Origin of the sequence: Phascolarctobacterium sp., from assembly GCF_030531065.1 — a bacterium.
GTDB lineage: Bacteria > Bacillota > Negativicutes > Acidaminococcales > Acidaminococcaceae > Phascolarctobacterium_A.
Window position 1 is genome coordinate 47,155 of record NZ_JAUNOQ010000009.1, and the last position, 21,313, is coordinate 68,467.

Consider the following 21,313-nt stretch of genomic DNA (forward strand, 5'->3'; position numbering starts at 1 on the left):
GCTTACAGCAGGCCTGCTTCTTTAACCTCGTCAATGCCGTGCTTTTCAGCGTAGCCGGTAAGCATCAAGGTCAGCGCGCCGTCGCCGGTTACGTTGCAGGCGGTGCCGAAGCTGTCCTGCAAAGCGAAAATGGTCAGCATCAGCGCGGTGCCGGTTTCGTCAAAGCCCAGCACGCTGATGATTAAGCCCAAAGAAGCCATAACCGTACCGCCGGGCACGCCGGGCGCGCCGATAGCAAAAATGCCCAGCAGCAGGCAGAACAGCACCATCGTGCCCATAGAAGGCAGAGTACCGTACAGCACCTGGGATACGACCATGACGAAGAAAACTTCGGTCAGCACGCTGCCGCACAAATGGATATTGGCAAACAGAGGAATGCCGAAGTTTACCAAATCCTTACGCAGCACGGTGGATTTCAGCGCGCATTTCAGAGCTACGGCCAGCGTGGCGGCGGAGGACATAGTGCCCACGGCGGTGATATAGGCCGGACCGTAATGCTTGACCACGTTCATGGGATTGGCCCCCGCATAAGCGCCGGCCAAAAGATACAGCAGCGCCAGCCAGATGTAATGCCCCAGCATAACGATAACTACGACGATGAGGAACACGGGCAGCTGCCTGGTAATCGCGCCCTCATACGCCAGGCCGCAGAAGGTGCAGGCGATAAACACTGGCAGAATAGCGATAACGATACGGGTAACTATGGCCAGAACGATTTGCTGGAATTCCTCCAGACATTTAATAATCGTATTGGATTTAGTCCAGGCCGCAGCTAGGCCAATCAGCACGGACAGCACCAAAGCGCTCATTACGCTCATCACCGGCGCAATTTTTAAATCAAAGAGCAGCTTGGGCAGTTCCTGGAGGCCGTCGACAGTCGGCGTAATATTCAAAAAGGGTATCAGCGTGTAACCGGCCGCCGTAGAAAAGAAGGCCGCGCCTATGGAAGAAACGTAGGCGATGGTGATGGCAACGCGCAGCATAACGCTGGCGTGCTGTCCCAACCGCGTGATGGACGGAGCGATAAAGCCAATGATAATCAGCGGTACGCAGAAATTAATCAGCTGCCCCAAAAGGCTTTTGACCGTCAGGATCACCTGCATAACGCCTTCGCCCACGCTCAGGCCCACGCCCATGCCTAAAATTACGCCCAGCAACAGACGCATAGGCAGACTTCCTAAAATATTCATAAAAACACTCCCACTTCCTTAAAATAATATTAGCTGTAATTATAATAGCGTACACTAAATAAAATAGCAAGCAAAATTGTGAATTTTAGTTAAATTGAGGCAAAAAAATTAAGCTTCTCCGCAGCAGGAGAAGCTTTAATAAGCCGCAGCTATGCTCTTGTCAGCCGTGCGCGGCGGCTATTCTTACGCTTCGGGCTCGTACACGGCCAGCGCCTCCAACGCCAGAGCGTAACCGGCAAAGCCCAGGCCGCAAATCTGCCCGATGCAGCCGGCAACCGTCACGGAATGATGGCGAAATTCCTCGCGCTGATGAATATTGCTGATATGCACCTCGATGGCCGGAAGATTAACGGCCTTCAGCGCGTCCAGAATCGCTACGCTGTAATGCGTGAACGCCGCCGGGTTGATAACGATGCCGTCGAAAGCGCCGTAAGCCTTTTGAATAGCGGTAACGATATCGCCCTCGTAATTGCTTTGCAAAAGCTCTACTTCCACGCCTAATTTAGCCGCAGCCGAGCGGATGTAAGCGCACAGGCTCTCGTAATCGCGACGGCCGTAAATAGCTTTTTCCCTGGTGCCCAGCATATTGATGTTGGGGCCGTTTAGTACTAAAATTCTTCGCATATTATCCCTCGCTTATTCGGCGATTTCTTTGGCGTGCTGCGTTAAAAGCGCCAGCGTTCTGCCGAAGTCGCCGTTATTTTCAATAATTTTATCCGCGTGCCTGCGGTAAAGGGCGATACGTTCGTCGTACAGCGTGTACAGACGCTGCTTGTCGTCGGCCAGCAGGGGACGCGCGTCGCCTTCGATGCAGCCGATAATTTTATCCGGCTGCCTGTCGATAAACAGCACTACGCCCTGCCGCTTGAGCAGCTCCATATTCTGCGGCCGTTTCACCGCGCCGCCGCCCGTGGCGATAACGACGCCCTGCAGCTGCGCCAGGTAGGCCAGCGTGCGGGTTTCCGCCTCGCGGAAGGCGTCCTCGCTTTCGGCAAAAAAGCTTTTGATGGTGCGCCGCTCCCGCTCTTCCAGCACCTCGTCGGCGTCGAAAAATTCGCGGCCCAGCCGCTTAGCCAGCCGCTTGCCCAAGGTGCTTTTGCCACAGCCGGGCATCCCGATTAAAATAATATTTTTCATAGCGTTTGCTCCAGCTCCCGCATGATGCGCACAATCAAACCGCTGTCATAGCGTTCGCCCTGCCAGATTTCCTGCGCCGCCACCGCCTGCGCGACGAGCATAAACAAGCCGTTGACCGCCTTGCGCCCAGCCGCCTGGGCCTGTCGCAAAAATAGCGTCTGCGCCGGGTTGTAAATTAAATCCACGCTGGCGCTGAAGGCCGCGCTGATTTCCGCGCCGACGGGCGCGGCTTCCATTTTGGGATACATGCCCACCGGCGTGCAGTTGACCAGCAAATCGCCCTGCAAAGCGCGCACGGTCTGGTAATCCACGAACTGCGCCATGGGCGCGATTTCCAGAAAATGCGCGTCGGCTTTGCTGACGTCGCGGGTAACTAAATACAGCCTGCCCACGCCCTGGTCGGCCAGATATTTGACTACGGCCCGCGCCGCTCCGCCCGTACCCAGCACGGCGGCTGTACGGCCTGCCGCTTCGATTTCATTATAGTCCAGCATGCGCCCGAAGCCGAAATAATCCGTGTTATACCCCCACGCGCCGTCGCCGGTAAATTTAATGGTGTTGACTGCGCCGATGGCCGCAGCCTCCGGCGCAATTTTATCCAGCAGCGGCATCACGTGCAGCTTATGGGGAATGGTCACATTGCAGCCCGCATAAGCGCGGCGCAGCTCCTGCATTCGCTGCGGCAAAGTCTCCAGCTCCGTTTCCAGCAAATTATATTGGCCGCTGCGCCCCGTATAAGCGAAAAACAGCCGGTGGATCTGCGGCGATAGGCTGTGTCCCAGCTTGCCGCCCAAAAGTCCGTATAGCTTTTCCATTTCCTATTCCTTCTTTTCGTAAGCGCGGTAATTGCCCAAAATTTTTAAATAAGTGCTCTTGGACTTAACCTCTTCCATCACGTCGCCCACCAGCGGGTCGGACAAATTGCCCGTCACATCGATATAGAAAAAGTATTCCCAAGGCTTGCCTTTGGTCGGACGCGATTCCAAATTCGTCAAATTAAGCCCGGTATGGTAAAAGCTGGCCAGTATTTTATACAACGAACCGGTTTCGTGCTTCACAGCGAAAATCAGCGTAATCTTATTGGCGTGCGGAATGATTTCCGGCTTACGCGCGATAATGACGAAGCGTGTGTAATTATTGCTGTTGCTGTTAATCGCCGGAGCGATGATTTGCAAATTATACATATCGGCCGCCGCCTTACCGGCTACCGCGCCCAGGGTAATATCCTGCTTTGCTGCCACCTCTTCGGCGCTTTTGCTGGTGCTGAAATAAGGCACCTGCTCCATATCCGGGTAATCTCGGAAGAAATCCTTGCACTGCTTAAAGCCCTGGGGATGGGAATAAACCGTCTTGATGCTGCCCAGCGTCGCGCCCGCGCAGCCCAAAAGGTTCTGCTCGATTTTGACGCACTGCTCGCCCACGATGCTGCAATCGTAATGGCGCAACAGGTCGTAAACCTCGGTGATGCCGCCGGTAGAGCTGTTTTCGATGGGCAGCACGGCGTAATCCATGGAGCCGTCGGAAATGCTGCTGATTACCTCCTCGAAAGTATTGTAATGATGGCGGTTGTATTTGCGACCGCGGAAATATTCGTCCAGCGCCTGATGGGTAAAGGAACCGGCGGGGCCGAAGCAGGCCACTTCAAAAGTGCGGTCGCTGGCCTCGCTCATAGCCGTTTCTTCCAAAACGCAGGCCTGGTCGATAATGCCGCGCATAATATTTTTCACGGCGATGGAATAATCTTGATTTTCCAAAAAACCCGCAACCTTGGCGATAACCTTGGCCTCGCGGTTTTTATCTTTAACGGGCATACCCTTGGATTTTTTATAGGCCGCCACCTGCATTACTAATTGCAGGCGCTGCTCCAGCACCTCGGCCAGCTGCTGGTCGGCCTTATCTATTTCCTTGCGGATGAGTTCTAAATCTAGCTCCTGCATTTTATTTCTCCCATTTCTTTGCTTCCAGTATCAGGTCCCACAGGTTCCAGGCAACTACCGCTTCGATAACCGGCACGGCGCGCTGCACGATACAGGGGTCGTGCCGGCCAGTGATGGTCAGCGTCGTATCGCTTTTTTCTTTCAGGCTCACCGTGCGCTGCTCGCGCGAAATGGACGGCGTGGGCTTGAGCGCGGCCCGCAGCAGCAGGGGCATACCGTTGGTAATGCCGCCGGTGATGCCGCCGTTGTGATTGGTCAGCGCGCGCACCTCGCCGTTTTCGTAATGCAGCTCGTCGTTGGCCTCGGCCCCCGTCAAACCGGCGAAGCCGAAGCCGTCGCCAAATTCCACGCCCTTCACCGCCGGTACGGAAAACAAGCCGTGGCTTATACGGCTTTCCACCGAATCGAAATAAGGCGCGCCTACGCCCGCAGGCAGGTGCAGCGCCATGGCCTCCACTACGCCGCCCACGCTGTTTAAATCGCCCTTGGCCTGCAAAATACGCCGCTGCATTTTTTCTCCGGCAACGTCGTCCAGCACGGGGAAGGCTTTAGCCTGCACAGCCAGCAGCTCCGCGTCCGCCATGCCCATGGGGTCGAAGGCCGCGTCCTCGATATCGCCGACGCGCAGGATATGCGCGCCCACAATAACGCCGCAGCGCGCCAGGGCCTGCTTAGCCACCGCGCCCGCAAAAACCAGGGGCGCAGTCAGACGGCCGCTGAAATGGCCGCCGCCGCGATAATCGTTAAAGCCCTGATAACGCACGTGCCCTGCGTAATCCGCGTGGCCGGGGCGCATTTTATCCTGCAAAATACTGTAATCCCTGGAATGCTGGTCGCTGTTGGCTATGCGGGCGCACAAGGGCGTGCCCGTGGTATAGCCGTTGAAAAAGCCGCTCTGAATTTCCACCGCGTCGCTTTCCTTACGCGCCGTAGTCAACGCGCTCTGTCCGGGCGCACGGCGCGCCATTTCCCTAGCGATAGCTTCTTCGTCCAGCGCCAGTCCCGGCGGCAGCCCGTCCAGCACTACGCCGATGGAGCGGCCGTGGGATTCGCCGTAAATGCTCATTTTAATATTCATCCCAAAAACGCCGCTCATGCCAGCACCTCAATCTTTCCGCCCAAAGCGCAGTAATCGCTCCAGAACGCCGGATAGGATTTGCCGACGCTGCCCGCGCCGTGCAGTACGATGGGCAAAAAGCAGCGCTGAGCCGCGATGGCCAGGCTCATTGCGATGCGGTGGTCGTTCCAGGCGTCCACCTCCACGCCGCCGATCAAGCCGCCGGGCTGCCCGTAAACGGTCAAGCCCTCGTCCTCCTCCACAATCTGCGCGCCCATTTTATTAAGCTCGCTGGTCATGGCCGCCAGACGGTCGCATTCCTTAATGCGCAAACGCCCCGCGTTGACAATTTTAGTTATGCCCTCGCTAAGTGCAGCCACAGCCGTCAGCACGGGAATAATATCGGGGCAGTTGGCCGCGTCGATAACCGTGGCCTGGGTTACGCCGCCGCGCACGGCAACGGCGTTTTCACTGCGGGAAATGCTTGCGCCCATGCGCTCCATAATTTCCACGACGGCCTTGTCGCCCTGCAGCGAAGCGAAATCCACGCCGCTGCACGCGACTTTGTCGCCCAGGCTGCCGCCTGCCAGCCAGAAGGCCGCCTGGGACCAGTCGCCCTCCACCCGGCTGCTCTGCGCCCGATAGCGCTGCCTGCCCGGAACAAGATAGCGCCGGTGCGCACCGTTTTCGTTGGTCACTCTGACGCCGTACTTGGCCAGGCATTGCAACGTCATATCCACATAAGCCGCCGATTCCAGCGGCGAAGTAATTTCAATCACCGAATCGCCGTCCAATAAGGGCAGCGCAAACAGCAGCCCGCTGACAAACTGGCTGCTGACATTGCCCGGCAGCTTAAAAATCCCCGAACGCAGGCGACCGTTGACCGTCAAAGGCAAATTGCCGCCGTCCGTAAAATATTGAATAAGCTGCTCGTCAAAAATATCGTAATAAGCCTGTAACGGACGTGACACCAGCTTACCATGGCCCGTAAAGGTCAGCGGACAGTTCAGCGTCGCTCCCAAGGGAATGAAAAACCGTAAGGTGGAACCGCTTTCGCCGCAGTCCACATAATCGGCCGCCGCAACTGGACGTCCCGTACCCGTAATCTGCAAGGCCGTGCGTCCCGGCAGCATGCTGGGAATTTCGTCCACGGTCGCGTCCAGCGCTTTTAAACAGCGCATGGTAGCCTCGATATCCTTGGACATACTGATATTATCCACAATGCTCGTGCCTGCGGCCAAACCGGCGCAGATTATTTCCCTGTGCCCCATGCTTTTAGAGGACGGCGCCTGCACCGTGCCCCGCAATTTTGCGGGATATATTTTTACTGTGGCGTCTTGCGCTAATTTATTCAAATCCATGTGACTTTACCCCAAATATTCCGGCACCTGCCGCCATTCCAGCTTACGCAACGTGCCTTCGCCAATATTTTTAAGAACGATAAGCGTAATACTACTGCCGTTTTTCTTTTTATCCCGCGCCATGGCGTCCAGCAGCAGGCTTTTATCCACGCCCGCCGTCAGCGGCAAGCCGTATTTCAGCAGTACGTTCTTAATGCGCTCCGCCGTGCCCGGCGCAGTCAGGCCCATGGCCTCCGTGCGCTGCGTCAGCTGGTACATACCGATAGCCACGCCCTCGCCGTGAGTGAAATGGCTGTAGCCAAAGTGCTGCTCGACAGCGTGGCCCAAGGTGTGGCCAAAGTTCAACAGCATACGCAGCCCCGTATCAAATTCGTCCTGCTCCACAATGCGCGCTTTAATAGCGCAGCAGTTGGCCACCACGCTGCCGATATCGCGCAAAAGCTCCGCGTCGTCGGCAAAGCCGGCCAATTTTTCAAACAGCGCCGCGTCCTTAATACAGCCGTACTTAACGGCTTCCGCCAAACCGTCGTGCAGAAAGCGCACCGGCAGCGTCGCCAGCAAATCCGTATCGATAAACACCGCCTTGGGCTGATAAAACGCGCCCGCTAAATTTTTACCGGCCTGCAAATCCACGGCCACCTTGCCGCCCACGCTACTGTCAATCTGCGCCAGCAAAGAAGTCGGCACCTGCACAAAAGCTACGCCGCGCATATAGCTGGCCGCCGCAAAGCCGCCCAAGTCGCCGACCACGCCGCCGCCCAGCGTTAGCACAACGTCGCTGCGGGTCAGGCCGCCTTGGGCCAGCTCTTCCAGAACCCGGCTCAGCACCGTAATATTTTTGCTTTGCTCGCCTGCGGGAAAAACAATTTGCTGCACCGCCAGCCCGGCCTGCGCCAAACTGTCCGCCAGCGCGTCGGCATAGAGCGGCGCTACGTTGCTGTCGCTGATAATCGCCGCCTTGCGGGCCTTGGGCAGCAGCGCCGCCACCTTAGCGCCCACGCCGGGCAGCATCCCCGCCGCGATTTCGATATCGTAAGCGTGCGGACCTAAGTCCACATGAATTTTCTGCATCAATAAAGCTCCTTTCGGCGAGCAGCCGCAGTCCGCATCAAAGCCTTCAGCGTTTCGCCGTCGCCTGCGCGCAAAGCGTCGCGCCACAGCGTCAGCTGCTCCATATATTTATCTATTTCGTCGGCCACCTTTTCCCTATTCGCCAGGAACAGGCTGCACCACAGCTCCGGATTGATGTCCGCCACGCGGGTGCCGTCGCGGAAGCTTCCGGCTACGAAGTACTTGGTTTTATCGTTATAAGACGCGCTGTCCATTAAAGCCACCGCCGTCACATGGGGCAAATTGCTGGTAAACGCAATCGTCCTGTCGTGCTCCTCCGGCGTTACGCGCACCGTTCGCGCACAGCCCAGCGCCAGCGCGAACTGCTCCAGCCAGGCCACGGCCTGCGGCGTATTGCCGGCTTCCGGCACGACGATGTAATTGGCCTTATGAAAAATCGCCGCGTCCGCCATAGCCAAACCGCTGCTCTGCCGCCCGGCCATCGGGTGCCCGCTGATAAATTCCATGCCCGGCAGCAATGCTTCCTGCACCCGGCGAATCATATCGCCTTTGATTCCGGCCACGTCGGTTATCAGCACATGAGGCGACAAAAACTGCACGCTGCTTTTTATGAAGCCTGCGATAGCATCGGGATAGATAGCGCAAATCAACACGTCGGCCTGCGCCAGTTCGGGTCCGGCCTCCGCCAGCGCCTCGTCGATAATTCCCTGCTCCGCCGCCTGCCGCAGCGTTGCCGAATTGCGCTCCACGCCGATAATGCGCCTGGCCTGCAACTGACGCAGCGCTTTGGCGTAAGAGCCGCCAATCAGTCCCAAACCTACGATAGCAAAGGTCAGCTCCTGCCATTTTGTACTTCTAAAACCAGCTTCCAACAAAATCACTCCTACGAAAATTCCAAACTACTATACTACGATGTTATATCTAATTCCAAGGCGCCTTATCATACGCTGTTTACAAATCCCTGCCGACAATCTGCACACAACAAACTCCCCCTGTCTCGCTTACGCTCAACATCCCCCTCTGAGAGGGGGAAAAATAGACCGCTTACATATTTCATTTTGCGCCCCCTCTTTGAGGGGGCTGGCATTTTGCTTGCAAAATGTCTGGGGGAGTTTTAATTTTTTACAAGTCTCTGCCAACTATCTGCGCAATCCCCTTTAAATCCTTCATTAAATTAGCGAAGCGTTCCGGCTTCAAGGACTGAGCGCCGTCGCACAGCGCGCATTCCGGATTATTGTGTACCTCGATGAGCAGGCCGTCGGCGCCAACCGCCACGGCAGCCTTAGCCAAGGGTTCCACCATCCACCACATACCGGCGGCATGGCTGGGGTCCACTACTACCGGCAGATGACTCAGCTTTTTCACAGCGGGAATCGCGCTCAAATCCAGCGTATTGCGGGTGTAGGTTTCAAAAGTGCGGATGCCGCGTTCGCACAAAATTACGTTTTCGTTGCCGCCCGCCATAATGTATTCGGCGGACATAATCCATTCTTCAATAGTAGCAGCCAGGCCGCGTTTCAGCAAAATAGGCTTATTGGTCTTGCCCAATTCCTTCAGCAGCTCGAAGTTTTGCATATTGCGCGCGCCTACCTGAATCAAATCCACGTCCTCAACGAAGCGCTCGATTTTATCGGCGGACATAATTTCCGTAACTATGGGCAGCCCGGTCGCTTCACGCGCGGCCTTTAAATAATCCAAACCCAATTCCTTTAACCCCTGGAAGGAATACGGCGAAGTGCGGGGCTTGAACGCGCCGCCGCGCAGCATGGCCGCACCGGCTGCCTTCACATCCTGCGCCACCTCCGTCACCTGCTCGATGCTTTCGACGGAGCAGGGTCCGGCGATAACCTGAATCTTTTTGCCGCCGACGGGAACGCCGCACACATTCACTACGCTATCCTCTGGGTGAAACATATGATTGGCGCGTTTAAAGGGCTCCTGCACACGCATTACCTTTTCTACGCCGTCGTTGACGCGCAGAAGATTCATATCCAAAGCGCTGGTATCGCCTACCACGCCGAACAGGGAGGCGTTCACGCCGTCGCTGGCGTGAATCTGGTAACCGCGGCTTTCCAGCTGTTCCTTTAATTTAGTTTTGTCCTCAACGGTTGCAGTGGGTTTGAATACGATAATCATGATAAAATCTCTCCTTTTAAACTATGCTACAATGCTGCAATACTACTTTATAGTCTAAAGCGAAGGCTTTGCTATAAAAAACACTTAATACTACTGACAAACTCCCCCTGTCTCGCTTACGCTCGACATCCCCCTCTAAGAGGGGGAACCATAGATAGCCTACAAATTTAACTTTGTGCCCCCTCCTTGAGGGGGCTGGCATTTTGCTTGCAAAATGTCTGGGGGAGTTTTAATTTTTACATCTCTCTACCAACTATACGGGCTATCCCCTTCAGCTCTCCCATCAAACGGGCGAAACGTTCAGGCTTTAACGATTGAGCGCCGTCGCACAACGCGCATTCAGGATTGTTGTGTACCTCGATGAGCAGGCCGTCGGCGCCCACCGCTACGGCAGCCTTTGCCAAGGGTTCCACCATCCACCACATACCGGCAGCGTGGCTGGGATCCACGATAACCGGCAGATGACTCAGCTTTTTCGCAGCGGGAATCGCGCTCAAGTCCAGCGTATTGCGGGTGTAATGCTCGAAGGTGCGGATACCGCGCTCGCACAAAATTACGTTTTCGTTGCCGCCCGCCATAATGTATTCGGCGGACATAATCCATTCTTCAATAGTAGCAGCCAGGCCGCGTTTCAGCAAAATAGGCTTATTGGTCTTGCCCAATTCCTTCAGCAGCTCGAAGTTCTGCATATTGCGCGCGCCCACCTGAATCAAATCTACGTCCTCAACAAAGCGCTCGATTTTATCGGCGGACATAATTTCCGTAACGATTGGCAAGCCGGTTTCCTCACGCGCGGCCTTTAAATAATCCAGGCCCAGCTCCTTTAAGCCCTGGAAGGAATACGGCGAAGTGCGGGGTTTGAACGCGCCGCCGCGCATCAGAGTTGCGCCGCCCAGCTTAACGGACTTAGCGACTTCCGTAACCTGCTCCTGACTTTCTACAGAACAGGGACCGGCAATAACCTGAATTTTTTTGCCGCCGATGGGCACGCCGCTGACGTTGATTACGCTATCCTCCGGGTGGAAGGCGCGGTTAGCGCGCTTAAAGGGCTCCTGCACACGCATAACCTTTTCTACAGCGTCGTCGATACGCAGCATATTCATGTCCAAAGCGCTGGTGTCGCCGATGATACCGAAGATCGTCATATTAACGCCGTTAATCTCGTTAATCTGAAAGCCTTGGCGCTCGAGATTAGCCTTCATTTTTGCTTTGCTTTCGGCGGGTGCGCCCGGTTTGAATACAATTACCATAACAATATCTCTCCTTTTTGCCTGCATCCTTGCAGCTTTACTAAAAAATTATCTGCCTAAAATCATTTTGCTACAAAAAAAGCAGGCTCCGTAAAAGAGCCTGCTCCTAAAGCATTGTGAACGTGTATATACCAATTATATACCCATACCTGTTAACGGCTTCTATTACGATTGCTGCTATATGCTTTTTGCCATGCAAAATAACCGGTGCTAAAGTAGTAGCTAAAGACCGGTGCATAATAAAAGCCGTATTCAGTTGCAGCGTTAATCCTGATAGAATCCATTTTCTTCACCTGCAAAATAATCTTTACGCATAATTCAGCGATTGAAGTTATTCTACTGCTAATTGATAAGACCGTCAAGCAAATTTGCCGACTTTACTTAGAATTTCTTTTTCACCGGCAAATGTGTAAATTAGGTTACAAATTTGTGAATAACAGCATTACAGCGCTGCGCCTCGCAGCGTTCCAACCGCATCGGCGCGGCAGCGGACGCAATGCTGCATCTGCCTTAAATAACGCCCGCAGTCCCGGCGCAAGGACGCCAGCCTTGCCGCGTCCAGCTCAGGCACCTCGGCAAAAGCGCTGCCTGCTATCGGCAGCATGGGAATAATATTCATCACGTCGCAGCCCAAGGCCGCCGCCTGCCGTGCTACCGCAGGAATATCGTCTATATTGACGCCGCCAATAGCTACGCAGTTGATTTTTATAATCACACCCGCCTGCTTCAATAAACGAATCCCGGCCAGCTGCCGCGCAAGCAGCAGCTCCGCCCCGTCCTCGCCGCGATAAATATTTCCCTTATCGTTCACGAAATCATAAATCAACGCGCCAATTTGCGGCTGCACGCAATTCATCGTCACCGTCACAAAACCCACGCCCAGCGCGATAATTTCCGACGCATATTCCGGCAGCAGCAAGCCGTTGGTCGACAGGCACAGCTGTACGCCGCTGTCCAGCTCCCGCACCAAGCGCAGTGTTTCCGCCACCTGAGGCCAATTTGCCAGCGCATCCCCCGGCCCGGCAATACCTGCCACCGTTAAATTAGGCAGCCTGCGCCGCAGCTTGTCATAGCGTGCCGCAGCCTGCGCAGGCGTCAGCACCTGCGCCGTCACTCCCGGCCTGCTTTCGTTCACGCAGCTGAACTTGCGCACGCAGTAATTGCACTGCAAATTACAGGCAGGCGCTACTGGCAGATGCACCCGGGCAAAGCTGTTGCAGCAGGATGCGAAGCAGGGGTGCGTTGCCAAATTCTGTACCATCATCGGTACAGCTCCCGACGCAGCCTGCTGAACAGGCCCTCGCTCTTATAATTCTGCTGCAGCGCGCCGTTGATTATTTTTTCCAGCAGCAGCGCCGTTCCCTGTACGCCTAAAAGCCCCTGCCTTCCTAAAATATATTCGTCAAAAACCGGGTACGCATAGCGCACCAAGGGAAGCTTATATTTTTCGGCCAGCGCCTTTTCCAAGGATGAGCCTAAAAGCAACACAGCGTCGCTGCCCGCCAGCTGCCGCGCCAAAACATTTTGCTCCTCCCTGTCCGCATCCACGCAAATTACCGGCTCCATGCCCAGCTCCCACTACACGAAGCGCCGCATACCCTCCAGCTGCGCGCCGCTGCCCGTCAAAGCCGCAGGCAAGCCGTACAGAGCAGGCAGCAGCACCGCCGTTTTGTGCACCAGCAATTTACTTTCTTCTATTATATTATTGCGCACAGCTGCTAAATCCACCGGCAGCTCCCGCTCTAAAATCTGCAAAAAGTCCAGCATACCCTGTACGCCATAGGGATAAGCCAACTCCACATAAGGAGTGCCGTAATCCCGCTGCAATTTCTGCGCCAGCTGCATGCTGCCGCCAAAAACAATATTCAAATGCGCCGCCGGCAAACGGGCCAGCTCTGCCGCGCAGCAATCCTGCACAGCGCAGTTAATTTTTATTTTGGAAGCCAAAAGCTCGCGCAAAATTTCTAAATCGTTCAGCGCATAAGGGTCGGCAGCCGTAACTCCCAAAATATTTATACTGGGCGCAGCCGTCCGCTCGCAGGAACGGCACAATGACGCCAGCTGCAGCAGTGCCCGCTCCATCCCCTTGCCTTCGCTGCCTTCATAGCCGGGCGCGCTGACGCAAACAATCTGCTTCGTTCCGGTATATTCCGCAGCGGCCGCCTGCACGTCGTCACCAATCATATTGGGAACGCAGCCGCTGATGATAAACGCCGTACTGCAATCAGGATATAAAGCGTCAATTTCCAGCAATGCCTGGGTCACTAAGCCGCAGCCACCGTAAATAACATCGTCCTCATAAATCACCGTGGACGCCTGACGAATATCGTACAATCTGCTTTGCGCCATTGCCAGCGTCCCCCAGTTGCAGCCCACCACGGAATGCTGCACAATCACCGCGTCTCTGACGCCTGCCAAAGCGCGATAAACGCCGAATAAGGCGCAGCCGTTCATTGGTTTCATCTTCTGCGCGTCCTCCAAAACTTCGTATACATTTCGCGGGAAGCCCGCGTATTTTTATCGTCCGCTGTCATAGGATAAAAAATTGCATCGTATTCCAGGCGGCTCAAAAGCAAGCCGTCGTGCAGACCCTGTCCCGCAGTAAGCCGCCGGGCCATAGCCTGCATAATTTCTGCAAAGCTTACGAAATCAAAAGCAGAATATTGTAGCAGCGTCGGCAGCACCAGCCTGCCTAAATTATTGTAGCGCGGATTGGAGCCAGCCAATACAAAATCGCATTCCTGCACGGCCTGCCGCAGCTCCGCGCCTGCGGGGTTAATATAAAGCTTTGCCTTGCACCCGGCCTCAGCCATAGCCGCTTCAATACGCTCGTGCATTTTCGCCAAAGTAGCGCTGTCCACGCCAGCCTCCTTTTGAAAGGACGGATTTAAAATCAAGCACACGCTGCCTAAGGGCAAACCAAAATCCTGCTCGTAAATCATAATCTGCTCCGGCAAAGCCGCCAGCGAACCGCTGATAAGCGCAAAGCGGTGCTTGGCAAAAAGTTCGCGGCAGGCGTCCAGCTGCGGCTGCACTGCCGCCAACTCTGCCGCCAGCACAGCCTCCGCCCGCTCCTGCAAACCCAGCTTAGCTGCTATCGCCAAATAATAATCCTTAATTCCCTGCAACCCGTGCCATTCCTGCATATCGGCAATATGCAGAAAATCCGTGCCGAATCGCTGCTGCATAGCCAACGCCCATTTGCGGCGGCGCACAATATTCAGCTGCGCCCTGGGAGCCTGCCGCATTTGCTCCAACGAGCACGCAGGCAGCAGCGTATTAACCTGCACGCCGATTTTTTCCAACAGCGCCAACATACGCCGCAGCTTCACCTCGCCGCCAAAGCCCCAGATAAACGATTCCAAATTCACCGTCCGCGGTTCCACCGTTTGCGGCTCCATAAGCTGCTCCACCACGGCGTCCATAACCTCCACATAGCCGCAGCCGGGATAGACCGCGCTGCAGCCCGCACGTTTGGCAGTGCAAGCCGCACGTTCCTGCAAGCGTTTGCGCGTATTGCTTTTGTCCATGTGCGAAAAAGCCTGCGAGCGAACGGCGACCACCTTACTGCGCAGCTCCGGATGCACCGCTTCCACAATACCTGCCAAATCATCGTTGATAATATCCGAAAGCACCGTCGGCAGCACAAAAATCAGCTCAGGCCGCTGTTCCGCATCGATCTGCCGCAGCAGCGCACACAGCCTTTCCTCCGCGCCAAAAACCACGTCCCGATCCTGTATGTCCGCACATTCCAGCTCATAATAAGGCGTGTTGCGCGACCGCGCCGAATAACGGTAATGAAAGCCGCAGCCCCGCGGCCCGTAAAGCACGGGCACAGCACTTTCCATTTCATGGATAGCTGCCAAGCTGCCCGCAATTTTGCCGTTCACGCCAAAATGATGCCAAAAGCTGAAGGGCTTGAGCCCTAACAAAAAATTATCCAAATAATATTCACGCATGTTCCGCCCAAACCTTGTTCATAAATTTTGCTTCTAACTCTATTCGAGAATCTATATCTCAAATAGTATATTCTGCCTAAATGCTGAATATGCTATTTACGGAAAGGCAGTAAAATATCTAAGCTCTATCACTACTGTCTTAAAAAAATGTGGAACAATTATTTATTATCTATCTCAATTCCCGGATACATTTTAGAGGCTAAGAATCTTAACCCATCTTCTGTACGGCAGGCCGAACCATAAGTAAAGCGCAAAGGGATACTATACACTTTCTTATTTTTTATACACGATAAATTACGCAAAGCCGGATTCTCTGTAATTTTTTTCAAACATTCACCATAATCAACATGGCTGCATACCACAAATAAGACGTCCGGATCTTCTTTAATAACATTTTCAAAGCCAATAACAGGCGGATTAACCTCTATTTTTCCGCCAATTCTGTTAATCATATCGCCAACTAATTTTGTCCGATCATAGCAAATCATGGAACTTAAGAATTCCACTACCATTACTTTAGGCTGTTTATAAGTAACCCTTTTTTCATTGATTTCATCAATCGCAGCATAGGTATCACTGATAATTTTTTTAGCTTTTTTCTCTACTCTAAATGCCTTGCCCAAATCATCTATAAATTTCATTTCTTTTTCGATAGTTTCAGAAACCAAATGCTTGCTTGGCGTATTAGTATTTAGCGGAACTAAAGTAGCCACACCTCTTGCGTTCCAATAATCCGTATTTTTCAAACGATTACGAACGAACACGCATTGCTGAGCTATAATTAAATCAGGATGCAGCTGCGTAATATATTCCATATTCAAATAGCCGCTGCTGCATTTTTTCACATGATCAAATTTATCCTTATTATAAGAACGCATAGCATACCGCCGGTTATTCTGAGCGGCAGCCATTAAAATATTATTTTCTACGCCCAATTCCAACAGCGTTTCTGTTTCGTTTTCGCCGACAACAACCACTCTGCTGGAAGCCTTTGAAAAAATCTGCTTATTGCTGCCTTTAACAAAATAATTATCTACAGTGATATTATTTATTACAACAGCTTTTTTACCTTTATTATCGTCCCCAGCCTGGTAATTACCACAGCCGCAGAATAACAGCGCTATAACAAGCAATATATTAACCAAAAATAATTTTCTCATTTTTTATTATACCCGTAGTTTTTACTTAACAATAAATAAACAAACACTGGCGCTCCAATAACGGACACTACTATACCAATAGGTACCTCCGACCCTTCCATCGCAATTCTGCTGGCGACATCGGCTAAAACCATAAAGACAGCGCCAGTTAACGCGCAATTAGGCAATATCTGTTTATAGTTATTTCCATAAATTAATCTTATGATATGCGGCACTACAAGTCCTATAAAGCCGATTATTCCGCTATTATACACAATTAAGCCAACCATTAAGGCGCATAAAAAAATATATACCATTCTAATTTTAGCCAAATCATATCCCAAAGTTATAGCAGCTTCATCGCCAAATAACATTAGATTCAGGATTCTGGAATTTTTATAAAAATAAAACATCAGACAGAACACAATAATGGCTAAAACATAAATGTTTTCCCATTTGGCATTCTGCAAACTCCCCATAAGCCAAAAGGTAACGCTTTGTATGCGTTCAGCATCGACATAAACGCTGATTATCAAGCTTATACAAGCGGCGCTGACTGCGTTAAAAGCCATACCCGATAATAAAATAGTTGCCGTATTAGCGCTGCCAAAATAAAAAGCTATCAAAATAATACAAATCGTTACTGCCAATGCGCCGATAAAAGCAAAAAAGCCAATACTATCAAAGCCCATTACACTTGTAAGCCCTAAAATAATTGCCAATACTGCTCCAAGCCCCGCTCCCGAAGAAATACCTAAAAGATATGGGTCAGCTAAAGGATTCTTCATTATTGCCTGCATTACACAGCCTGATACAGCTAATCCACAGCCAATAAGCACAGCCAAGGCAAACCTCGGCAGGCGCAGGTAATATATCACGTCCGCCAAAATATCTGTATTGCTCATAGACACCTGAACAATATCTGCCAAAATTTGACAAGTTTTTCTGTAACCTATCTCTATAGTCCCTTGCCCGAGCAAATATACAAGTATAATACAGCAGGCAAAAAATGTAATGACTGCATATTTTCTGCTAAATAAATTCATTATAAAATCCTTCGTTACTCATAAACTATCAATATTCTTCCATCAGAACGCCGGATAATTTCCGATTCCACTTCGTACATCTCATGGATAAATTCTCTTGTCAAAACCTCCTGCGGCGTACCGATTTTAACAATACTACCATTCTTCATAGCTACCAGCATATCGCAATAGGCCGCCGCAATATTCAAATCATGCAGCGCGGCTACTACCGTTAATTTACGGCTCTTAACAATATTTAAAAGCTGCAGCTGGTATTTTATATCTAAATGGTTGGTCGGTTCGTCTAAAATCAAGCATTCAGTTTTTTGCGCCAACGCGCGTGCCAGCATTATCCTTTGCTGTTCACCACCAGAAAGTAAGGCAAAGCTGCTGTGTGCAAAAGCACTCATGCCAACGACAGCCAAACATTCTCTGGCAATAGCGTAATCCTCTTCATCATCAGCTTCCATTGGTCTTTTATAGGGACTGCGCCCCATCAGCACTACATCTAATACTTCAAAGTCAAAATTATAATAATTGTGCTGTGCTAATACAGCTTGTTTCCTTGCAGTTTCCCGCACAGAATATTCCTCTAACGCTTTGCCGTCAATGTAAATCGCTCCTCTATCAGGCTGTAAAATACGGTAGATACATTTTAGCATAGTGCTCTTTCCACTGCCGTTAGGGCCTATTAAGCCAGTAAATTTTCCAGCAGGAAATTCTAATGTTACTCCCTTTAAAATTTCTTTACCACTGAATTGAATTCTTAATTCTTCTAAATTTATCTTCATTTTAATTCACACCAGGTCTGTAATTTTGTTTTAATAATAAATAAATAAAACACGGAGCGCCCAATAAGGCAAAAATAACTCCCAAAGGAATATCTATGCCAAAAATTATAGTACGGGAAAGTATATCCATAACCACGGCAATACAACCGCCAAAAAGTACGGCTACAGGAAACAATTTCTTATGATTAGCGCCAAAGAGCAAGCGTACCACATGCGGGATAATAAGTCCTATAAATCCTATAGCGCCGGCGTTAAATACTATAAACCCCACTAGCAATCCATTCAAAAGTAAATACCTTTTTATATAATGACGTAAGTCCACCCCTAATGTCATGGCAGCATCACGACCCACTAACATCAAATTCAAAATTCTGGTTTGCGTCAGAAAATACCAAAATAAAAAAATGATAATACCAAAAAGAATTATAACATTTTCTATTCTTGCATTAGCCACGTTCCCCATAAGCCAATAAGTAATAGCTTCCATGCCTTCCTTACTGCTGCCAAAATAAGCTATTAAGCTTGATATACTAGAACAAACTGCGCTCACGGCCATCCCTGATAACAGCAAATTATTATTCGCCGCTTTTGAAGAAGAAAAGTCGGCAATAAAAGTAACTAAAAGAGATACGGCAAACGCTCCCACAAACGCACACACACCTATGGCCTGCGCACCAAAAAAATAGCCTAACCCTAAAAAGATTGCGCTGGTAGCACCTAAGGAAGCTCCGGAAGAAACTCCTAAAATATACGGGTCAGCCAAAGGATTTTTGACAACAGCCTGCATAATAATGCCCGACATCGTGAGTCCCATGCCTACACAGGCAGCTAATAAAATTCGCGGCAGCCGCAGCTGCAAAATTACATCTATTATATCTGCATTAACAGTTTCCACCGGAAGCAGGCCTAATTTCACCAATAAAGCAGATGCCATCATCAGCCAGTCAACTTTTATAAAGCCCAGCTTTAATCCGCAAAACATAGCAATGAGCAAAAAAGCTGCTAAAAAAACTATTATATACTTTATTTTGTACTTTTTTATTTTCTCTTGCATCTTACAATTTCATTCATTATCAAAATAGGCAGAAGAGATGAGCACAGCTCATCTCTTCTGTTGCAGGAGTATACTGCTTATTAAATTTCAAAATTGGCGGACAGGACAATAGTACGCGGTGCACCAACATTTAAGCTGCTGCTGCCAGAACGTGCACTCCAATAATCTTTGCCAGTCAGGTTATAGCACATTAAATCAAAGGTTACGGGAGTATGGCTCAACTTAGTTTTATAGGACGCTCCTAAATCGAATTTAGTGTAGGACGGTACGTCCAAAGCGCCGTTATTAATGGTTGTAGAATCAAGATAAGTTACTCTACCGATGAAAGACAAGTCTTCGGTCGGATGATAAATTGCGCCTACAGTACCGGACCATTTAGATGCGCCATTAACGTCGTTGCCTTTGTAGTCCTCTGAATTAAGATACATAACGCCACCGATTAAATCCCATTTATCAGCCAAATTACCGGTAAAGGCCCATTCAAAGCCTTTATTTTTCTGCTCGCCGTCTTGCAGTAAGAAAGGTTTCTTGTAACCAGGACGATATACGGAAATATTATTGGCTTGAGTAATTTCAAAAGCGCTGAATGTATTTAAGAAATTACCTGCTTTTACTTTGACGCCTATTTCATTCTGTTTTGTTTTAGCCGGGTCAAGTATTTGCCCTTGGTTTTCATAATTATTACCAACCAAAGACCCCATGCCAAAGCTTTCGCTATGGTCGGCATAAATAGTAACGGCAGGCGATAGCTTATAGCTTACCGCATAAGTCGGGCAAATAGCGTCGGAATCCTGCGTTGGAGATCCGACAGGAGTTCTCGAAGCCTTATGACCATGCAAAGCCAAAGTTACCTGTAATTTATCATCCAAAGCCTTTAAGGTATCGACGATATGCCAGCCAGTCATCTGGGCATCCTGACTATGGACAGGATCGTAAGAAGGTCTTTCCAAGGATGGCCACCAATTATGATGATAAATATTACCAGTACCGGACCATGTTCCTCCATTAGCAAAATTCATATTTTTGCTTAAAGCATAGTTGTACCAGGTCTTATCAGCACCAACCAAATATTCATTCTTTACGGAACCGATATTAAAATCGCCTTTTACGCCAACGCCCAAATATTTTTTAGTCAAAGCCAAAGGATAGTTGGTCATAGAAATATCAAAGTCACCTATATTGTTTTTAATCGTAGGGTTGCCATCAATGTAACCATACCAGTCTTCACGATGATAACCGGCATTCAAATAAGCGCTGATATGCTCGCCTAATTTTTGCTCATGATTCAAAGCAGCAATCCAGTTATCGTATTCATTATAAGACCAATCAGGCTTATAAATACGGCTGCTGTCTGGAGCGCTAGGCAAAGAAGTTACATCGCTGCCAAAAGAAATGCTGCCCGTACCACCTTTATGATCAGTATGGTCATACGCAATCAACAAATTAGTTTTGGAATTGTCGCTCTTTTGATCCAAGTTAATTGAGAAAGCTTGTTGGGATAAATTTTCTCCGTCTAGAACAGTATCGCCGCTGATATTGCTGGCCGTAATGCGAACGCCGTATTTATCATTCTCGCCAAATCTGCGGCCTACGTCAATAGCTTCCTGCATGGAAGAACCGCCGCGATAAGCAATTTTCAAATTAGCATTGCCTTCACTTTCAGCAACTTTGGATTGAATATTAACGCTGCCTGCCGCCGCTTCGGAAAAAGACGTAGCGTTAGTTCCCAAGCTAGGACCGGAAATGACGCTGATGCTGTCGGCCCAATAGTAAGGAATATTCTCCTGGCACAGCAAGCCAGGAATACCGTTTACATAGAAGCTATGACCTGATTGATAGATACCGCGAATAGAAATATCGGTATATGTACCGCCGCGGTCAGCACGAACCGAAGGGTCCAAAGACAGAGCGTCGGCAATACCGGCATTGGGAGATGCGAATTTTTCAATAGTCTTATTACTGATTTCGCTGATCGTCATAGGCGCGCTCATAATATCCTGTTTACCAGTAAAGCCAGTAGCAACTACTTCTTTTGCCATACCTCCCGGCAGCACGCCGCGCTCGCCCTCAACGACAACCTCGTCCAGCTTGCCGCTCATCGTTTCTTCGGCGGCGGCAGGCAGCACGAATCCCGCGCCGATTACGGCGCACAGTACTGACATAACTAGCGCTTTCTTTTTCATCATTTCAAACACCTCGCAAAAAT

At 50.8% G+C, this 21,313-nt stretch carries 18 protein-coding genes and 1 pseudogene; all 19 read right to left on the reverse strand.

The features are described from left to right. Window positions 1-2: 2 nt before the first annotated feature. Window positions 3-1,190 carry a dicarboxylate/amino acid:cation symporter gene (locus Q4E64_RS07455; RefSeq protein ID WP_303167153.1) on the reverse strand — a complete coding sequence of 396 codons (1,188 nt, stop codon included), beginning with the start codon at window positions 1,188-1,190 and terminating at the stop codon, window positions 3-5. A gap of 183 nt (window positions 1,191-1,373) precedes the next feature. Beyond that, a complete protein-coding gene (gene aroQ / locus Q4E64_RS07460) occupies window positions 1,374-1,814 on the reverse strand; it encodes a type II 3-dehydroquinate dehydratase (protein ID WP_303167154.1) in 441 nt (146 codons plus the stop codon). A gap of 12 nt (window positions 1,815-1,826) precedes the next feature. Further along, on the reverse strand, window positions 1,827-2,327 hold the full coding sequence (locus Q4E64_RS07465) for a shikimate kinase (protein WP_303167155.1): 501 nt from the start codon (window positions 2,325-2,327) through the stop codon (window positions 1,827-1,829). Continuing rightward, window positions 2,324-3,142, reverse strand: coding sequence for a shikimate dehydrogenase (gene aroE, locus Q4E64_RS07470; protein ID WP_303167156.1), 819 nt, complete (start codon window positions 3,140-3,142; stop codon window positions 2,324-2,326). Before aroE ends, Q4E64_RS07465 begins: the two co-directional genes overlap by 4 nt. A 3-nt stretch (window positions 3,143-3,145) precedes the next feature. After that, window positions 3,146-4,264: a prephenate dehydratase gene (pheA, locus tag Q4E64_RS07475; RefSeq protein WP_303167157.1), complete on the reverse strand. Its 1,119-nt coding sequence runs from the start codon at window positions 4,262-4,264 to the stop codon at window positions 3,146-3,148. Window position 4,265: 1 nt separating this feature from the next. Continuing rightward, window positions 4,266-5,360 (reverse strand): chorismate synthase, encoded by a 1,095-nt coding sequence (gene aroC, locus Q4E64_RS07480; protein ID WP_303167158.1) that lies wholly within the window; start codon window positions 5,358-5,360, stop codon window positions 4,266-4,268. Continuing rightward, window positions 5,357-6,682, reverse strand: a complete 1,326-nt coding sequence (gene aroA / locus Q4E64_RS07485) for a 3-phosphoshikimate 1-carboxyvinyltransferase (RefSeq protein WP_303167160.1) — start codon at window positions 6,680-6,682, stop codon at window positions 5,357-5,359. Before aroA ends, aroC begins: the two co-directional genes overlap by 4 nt. 6 nt (window positions 6,683-6,688) lie before the next feature. Further along, complete coding sequence (aroB, locus tag Q4E64_RS07490; protein WP_303167161.1) at window positions 6,689-7,753, reverse strand: 3-dehydroquinate synthase; 1,065 nt, start codon at window positions 7,751-7,753, stop codon at window positions 6,689-6,691. Further along, the gene (locus Q4E64_RS07495; RefSeq protein ID WP_303167162.1) at window positions 7,753-8,625 is read right to left on the reverse strand and encodes a prephenate dehydrogenase; all 873 of its coding nucleotides are present in this window, start codon (window positions 8,623-8,625) and stop codon (window positions 7,753-7,755) included. Before Q4E64_RS07495 ends, aroB begins: the two co-directional genes overlap by 1 nt. 250 nt (window positions 8,626-8,875) lie before the next feature. Further along, window positions 8,876-9,889: a 3-deoxy-7-phosphoheptulonate synthase gene (aroF, locus tag Q4E64_RS07500; RefSeq protein WP_303167164.1), complete on the reverse strand. Its 1,014-nt coding sequence runs from the start codon at window positions 9,887-9,889 to the stop codon at window positions 8,876-8,878. Between the two features lie 236 nt (window positions 9,890-10,125). Continuing rightward, window positions 10,126-11,139: a 3-deoxy-7-phosphoheptulonate synthase gene (aroF, locus tag Q4E64_RS07505; RefSeq protein WP_303167165.1), complete on the reverse strand. Its 1,014-nt coding sequence runs from the start codon at window positions 11,137-11,139 to the stop codon at window positions 10,126-10,128. 442 nt (window positions 11,140-11,581) lie between these two features. Then, complete coding sequence (locus tag Q4E64_RS07510; protein ID WP_303167166.1) at window positions 11,582-12,403, reverse strand: radical SAM protein; 822 nt, start codon at window positions 12,401-12,403, stop codon at window positions 11,582-11,584. Then, window positions 12,400-13,602, reverse strand: a pseudogene (locus tag Q4E64_RS07515) (nitrogenase component 1). The gene Q4E64_RS07510 and the pseudogene Q4E64_RS07515 overlap by 4 nt, the downstream one beginning before the upstream one ends. Further along, window positions 13,599-15,098, reverse strand: coding sequence for a nitrogenase component 1 (locus Q4E64_RS07520; protein ID WP_303167167.1), 1,500 nt, complete (start codon window positions 15,096-15,098; stop codon window positions 13,599-13,601). The pseudogene Q4E64_RS07515 and the gene Q4E64_RS07520 overlap by 4 nt, the downstream one beginning before the upstream one ends. A gap of 158 nt (window positions 15,099-15,256) precedes the next feature. Then, window positions 15,257-16,258, reverse strand: coding sequence for an ABC transporter substrate-binding protein (locus tag Q4E64_RS07525; RefSeq protein ID WP_303167168.1), 1,002 nt, complete (start codon window positions 16,256-16,258; stop codon window positions 15,257-15,259). Next, complete coding sequence (locus tag Q4E64_RS07530) at window positions 16,255-17,283, reverse strand: iron ABC transporter permease (protein WP_303167170.1); 1,029 nt, start codon at window positions 17,281-17,283, stop codon at window positions 16,255-16,257. Before Q4E64_RS07530 ends, Q4E64_RS07525 begins: the two co-directional genes overlap by 4 nt. Before the next feature lie 14 nt (window positions 17,284-17,297). Next, the gene (locus tag Q4E64_RS07535) at window positions 17,298-18,053 is read right to left on the reverse strand and encodes an ABC transporter ATP-binding protein (protein WP_303167171.1); all 756 of its coding nucleotides are present in this window, start codon (window positions 18,051-18,053) and stop codon (window positions 17,298-17,300) included. Between the two features lies 1 nt (window position 18,054). Continuing rightward, the gene (locus Q4E64_RS07540) at window positions 18,055-19,107 is read right to left on the reverse strand and encodes an iron ABC transporter permease (protein WP_303167172.1); all 1,053 of its coding nucleotides are present in this window, start codon (window positions 19,105-19,107) and stop codon (window positions 18,055-18,057) included. An 80-nt stretch (window positions 19,108-19,187) separates the two neighbouring features. Continuing rightward, window positions 19,188-21,293 (reverse strand): TonB-dependent siderophore receptor, encoded by a 2,106-nt coding sequence (locus Q4E64_RS07545; protein ID WP_303167173.1) that lies wholly within the window; start codon window positions 21,291-21,293, stop codon window positions 19,188-19,190. Window positions 21,294-21,313: the final 20 nt, after the last annotated feature.

Excerpts from the sequence above, each read along its gene's own strand:
- Q4E64_RS07455 (WP_303167153.1), bottom strand. The coding sequence starts at position 1,190 with ATGAATATTTTAGGAAGTCTGCCTATGCGTCTGTTGCTGGGCGTAATT.
- aroQ (WP_303167154.1), bottom strand. The coding sequence starts at position 1,814 with ATGCGAAGAATTTTAGTACTAAACGGCCCCAACATCAATATGCTGGGC.
- Q4E64_RS07465 (WP_303167155.1), bottom strand. The coding sequence starts at position 2,327 with ATGAAAAATATTATTTTAATCGGGATGCCCGGCTGTGGCAAAAGCACC.
- aroE (WP_303167156.1), bottom strand. The coding sequence starts at position 3,142 with ATGGAAAAGCTATACGGACTTTTGGGCGGCAAGCTGGGACACAGCCTA.
- pheA (WP_303167157.1), bottom strand. The coding sequence starts at position 4,264 with ATGCAGGAGCTAGATTTAGAACTCATCCGCAAGGAAATAGATAAGGCC.
- aroC (WP_303167158.1), bottom strand. The coding sequence starts at position 5,360 with ATGAGCGGCGTTTTTGGGATGAATATTAAAATGAGCATTTACGGCGAA.
- aroA (WP_303167160.1), bottom strand. The coding sequence starts at position 6,682 with ATGGATTTGAATAAATTAGCGCAAGACGCCACAGTAAAAATATATCCC.
- aroB (WP_303167161.1), bottom strand. The coding sequence starts at position 7,753 with ATGCAGAAAATTCATGTGGACTTAGGTCCGCACGCTTACGATATCGAA.
- aroF (WP_303167164.1), bottom strand. The coding sequence starts at position 9,889 with ATGATTATCGTATTCAAACCCACTGCAACCGTTGAGGACAAAACTAAA.
- aroF (WP_303167165.1), bottom strand. The coding sequence starts at position 11,139 with ATGGTAATTGTATTCAAACCGGGCGCACCCGCCGAAAGCAAAGCAAAA.
- Q4E64_RS07510 (WP_303167166.1), bottom strand. The coding sequence starts at position 12,403 with ATGATGGTACAGAATTTGGCAACGCACCCCTGCTTCGCATCCTGCTGC.
- Q4E64_RS07520 (WP_303167167.1), bottom strand. The coding sequence starts at position 15,098 with ATGCGTGAATATTATTTGGATAATTTTTTGTTAGGGCTCAAGCCCTTC.
- Q4E64_RS07525 (WP_303167168.1), bottom strand. The coding sequence starts at position 16,258 with ATGAGAAAATTATTTTTGGTTAATATATTGCTTGTTATAGCGCTGTTA.
- Q4E64_RS07530 (WP_303167170.1), bottom strand. The coding sequence starts at position 17,283 with ATGAATTTATTTAGCAGAAAATATGCAGTCATTACATTTTTTGCCTGC.
- Q4E64_RS07535 (WP_303167171.1), bottom strand. The coding sequence starts at position 18,053 with ATGAAGATAAATTTAGAAGAATTAAGAATTCAATTCAGTGGTAAAGAA.
- Q4E64_RS07540 (WP_303167172.1), bottom strand. The coding sequence starts at position 19,107 with ATGCAAGAGAAAATAAAAAAGTACAAAATAAAGTATATAATAGTTTTT.
- Q4E64_RS07545 (WP_303167173.1), bottom strand. The coding sequence starts at position 21,293 with ATGATGAAAAAGAAAGCGCTAGTTATGTCAGTACTGTGCGCCGTAATC.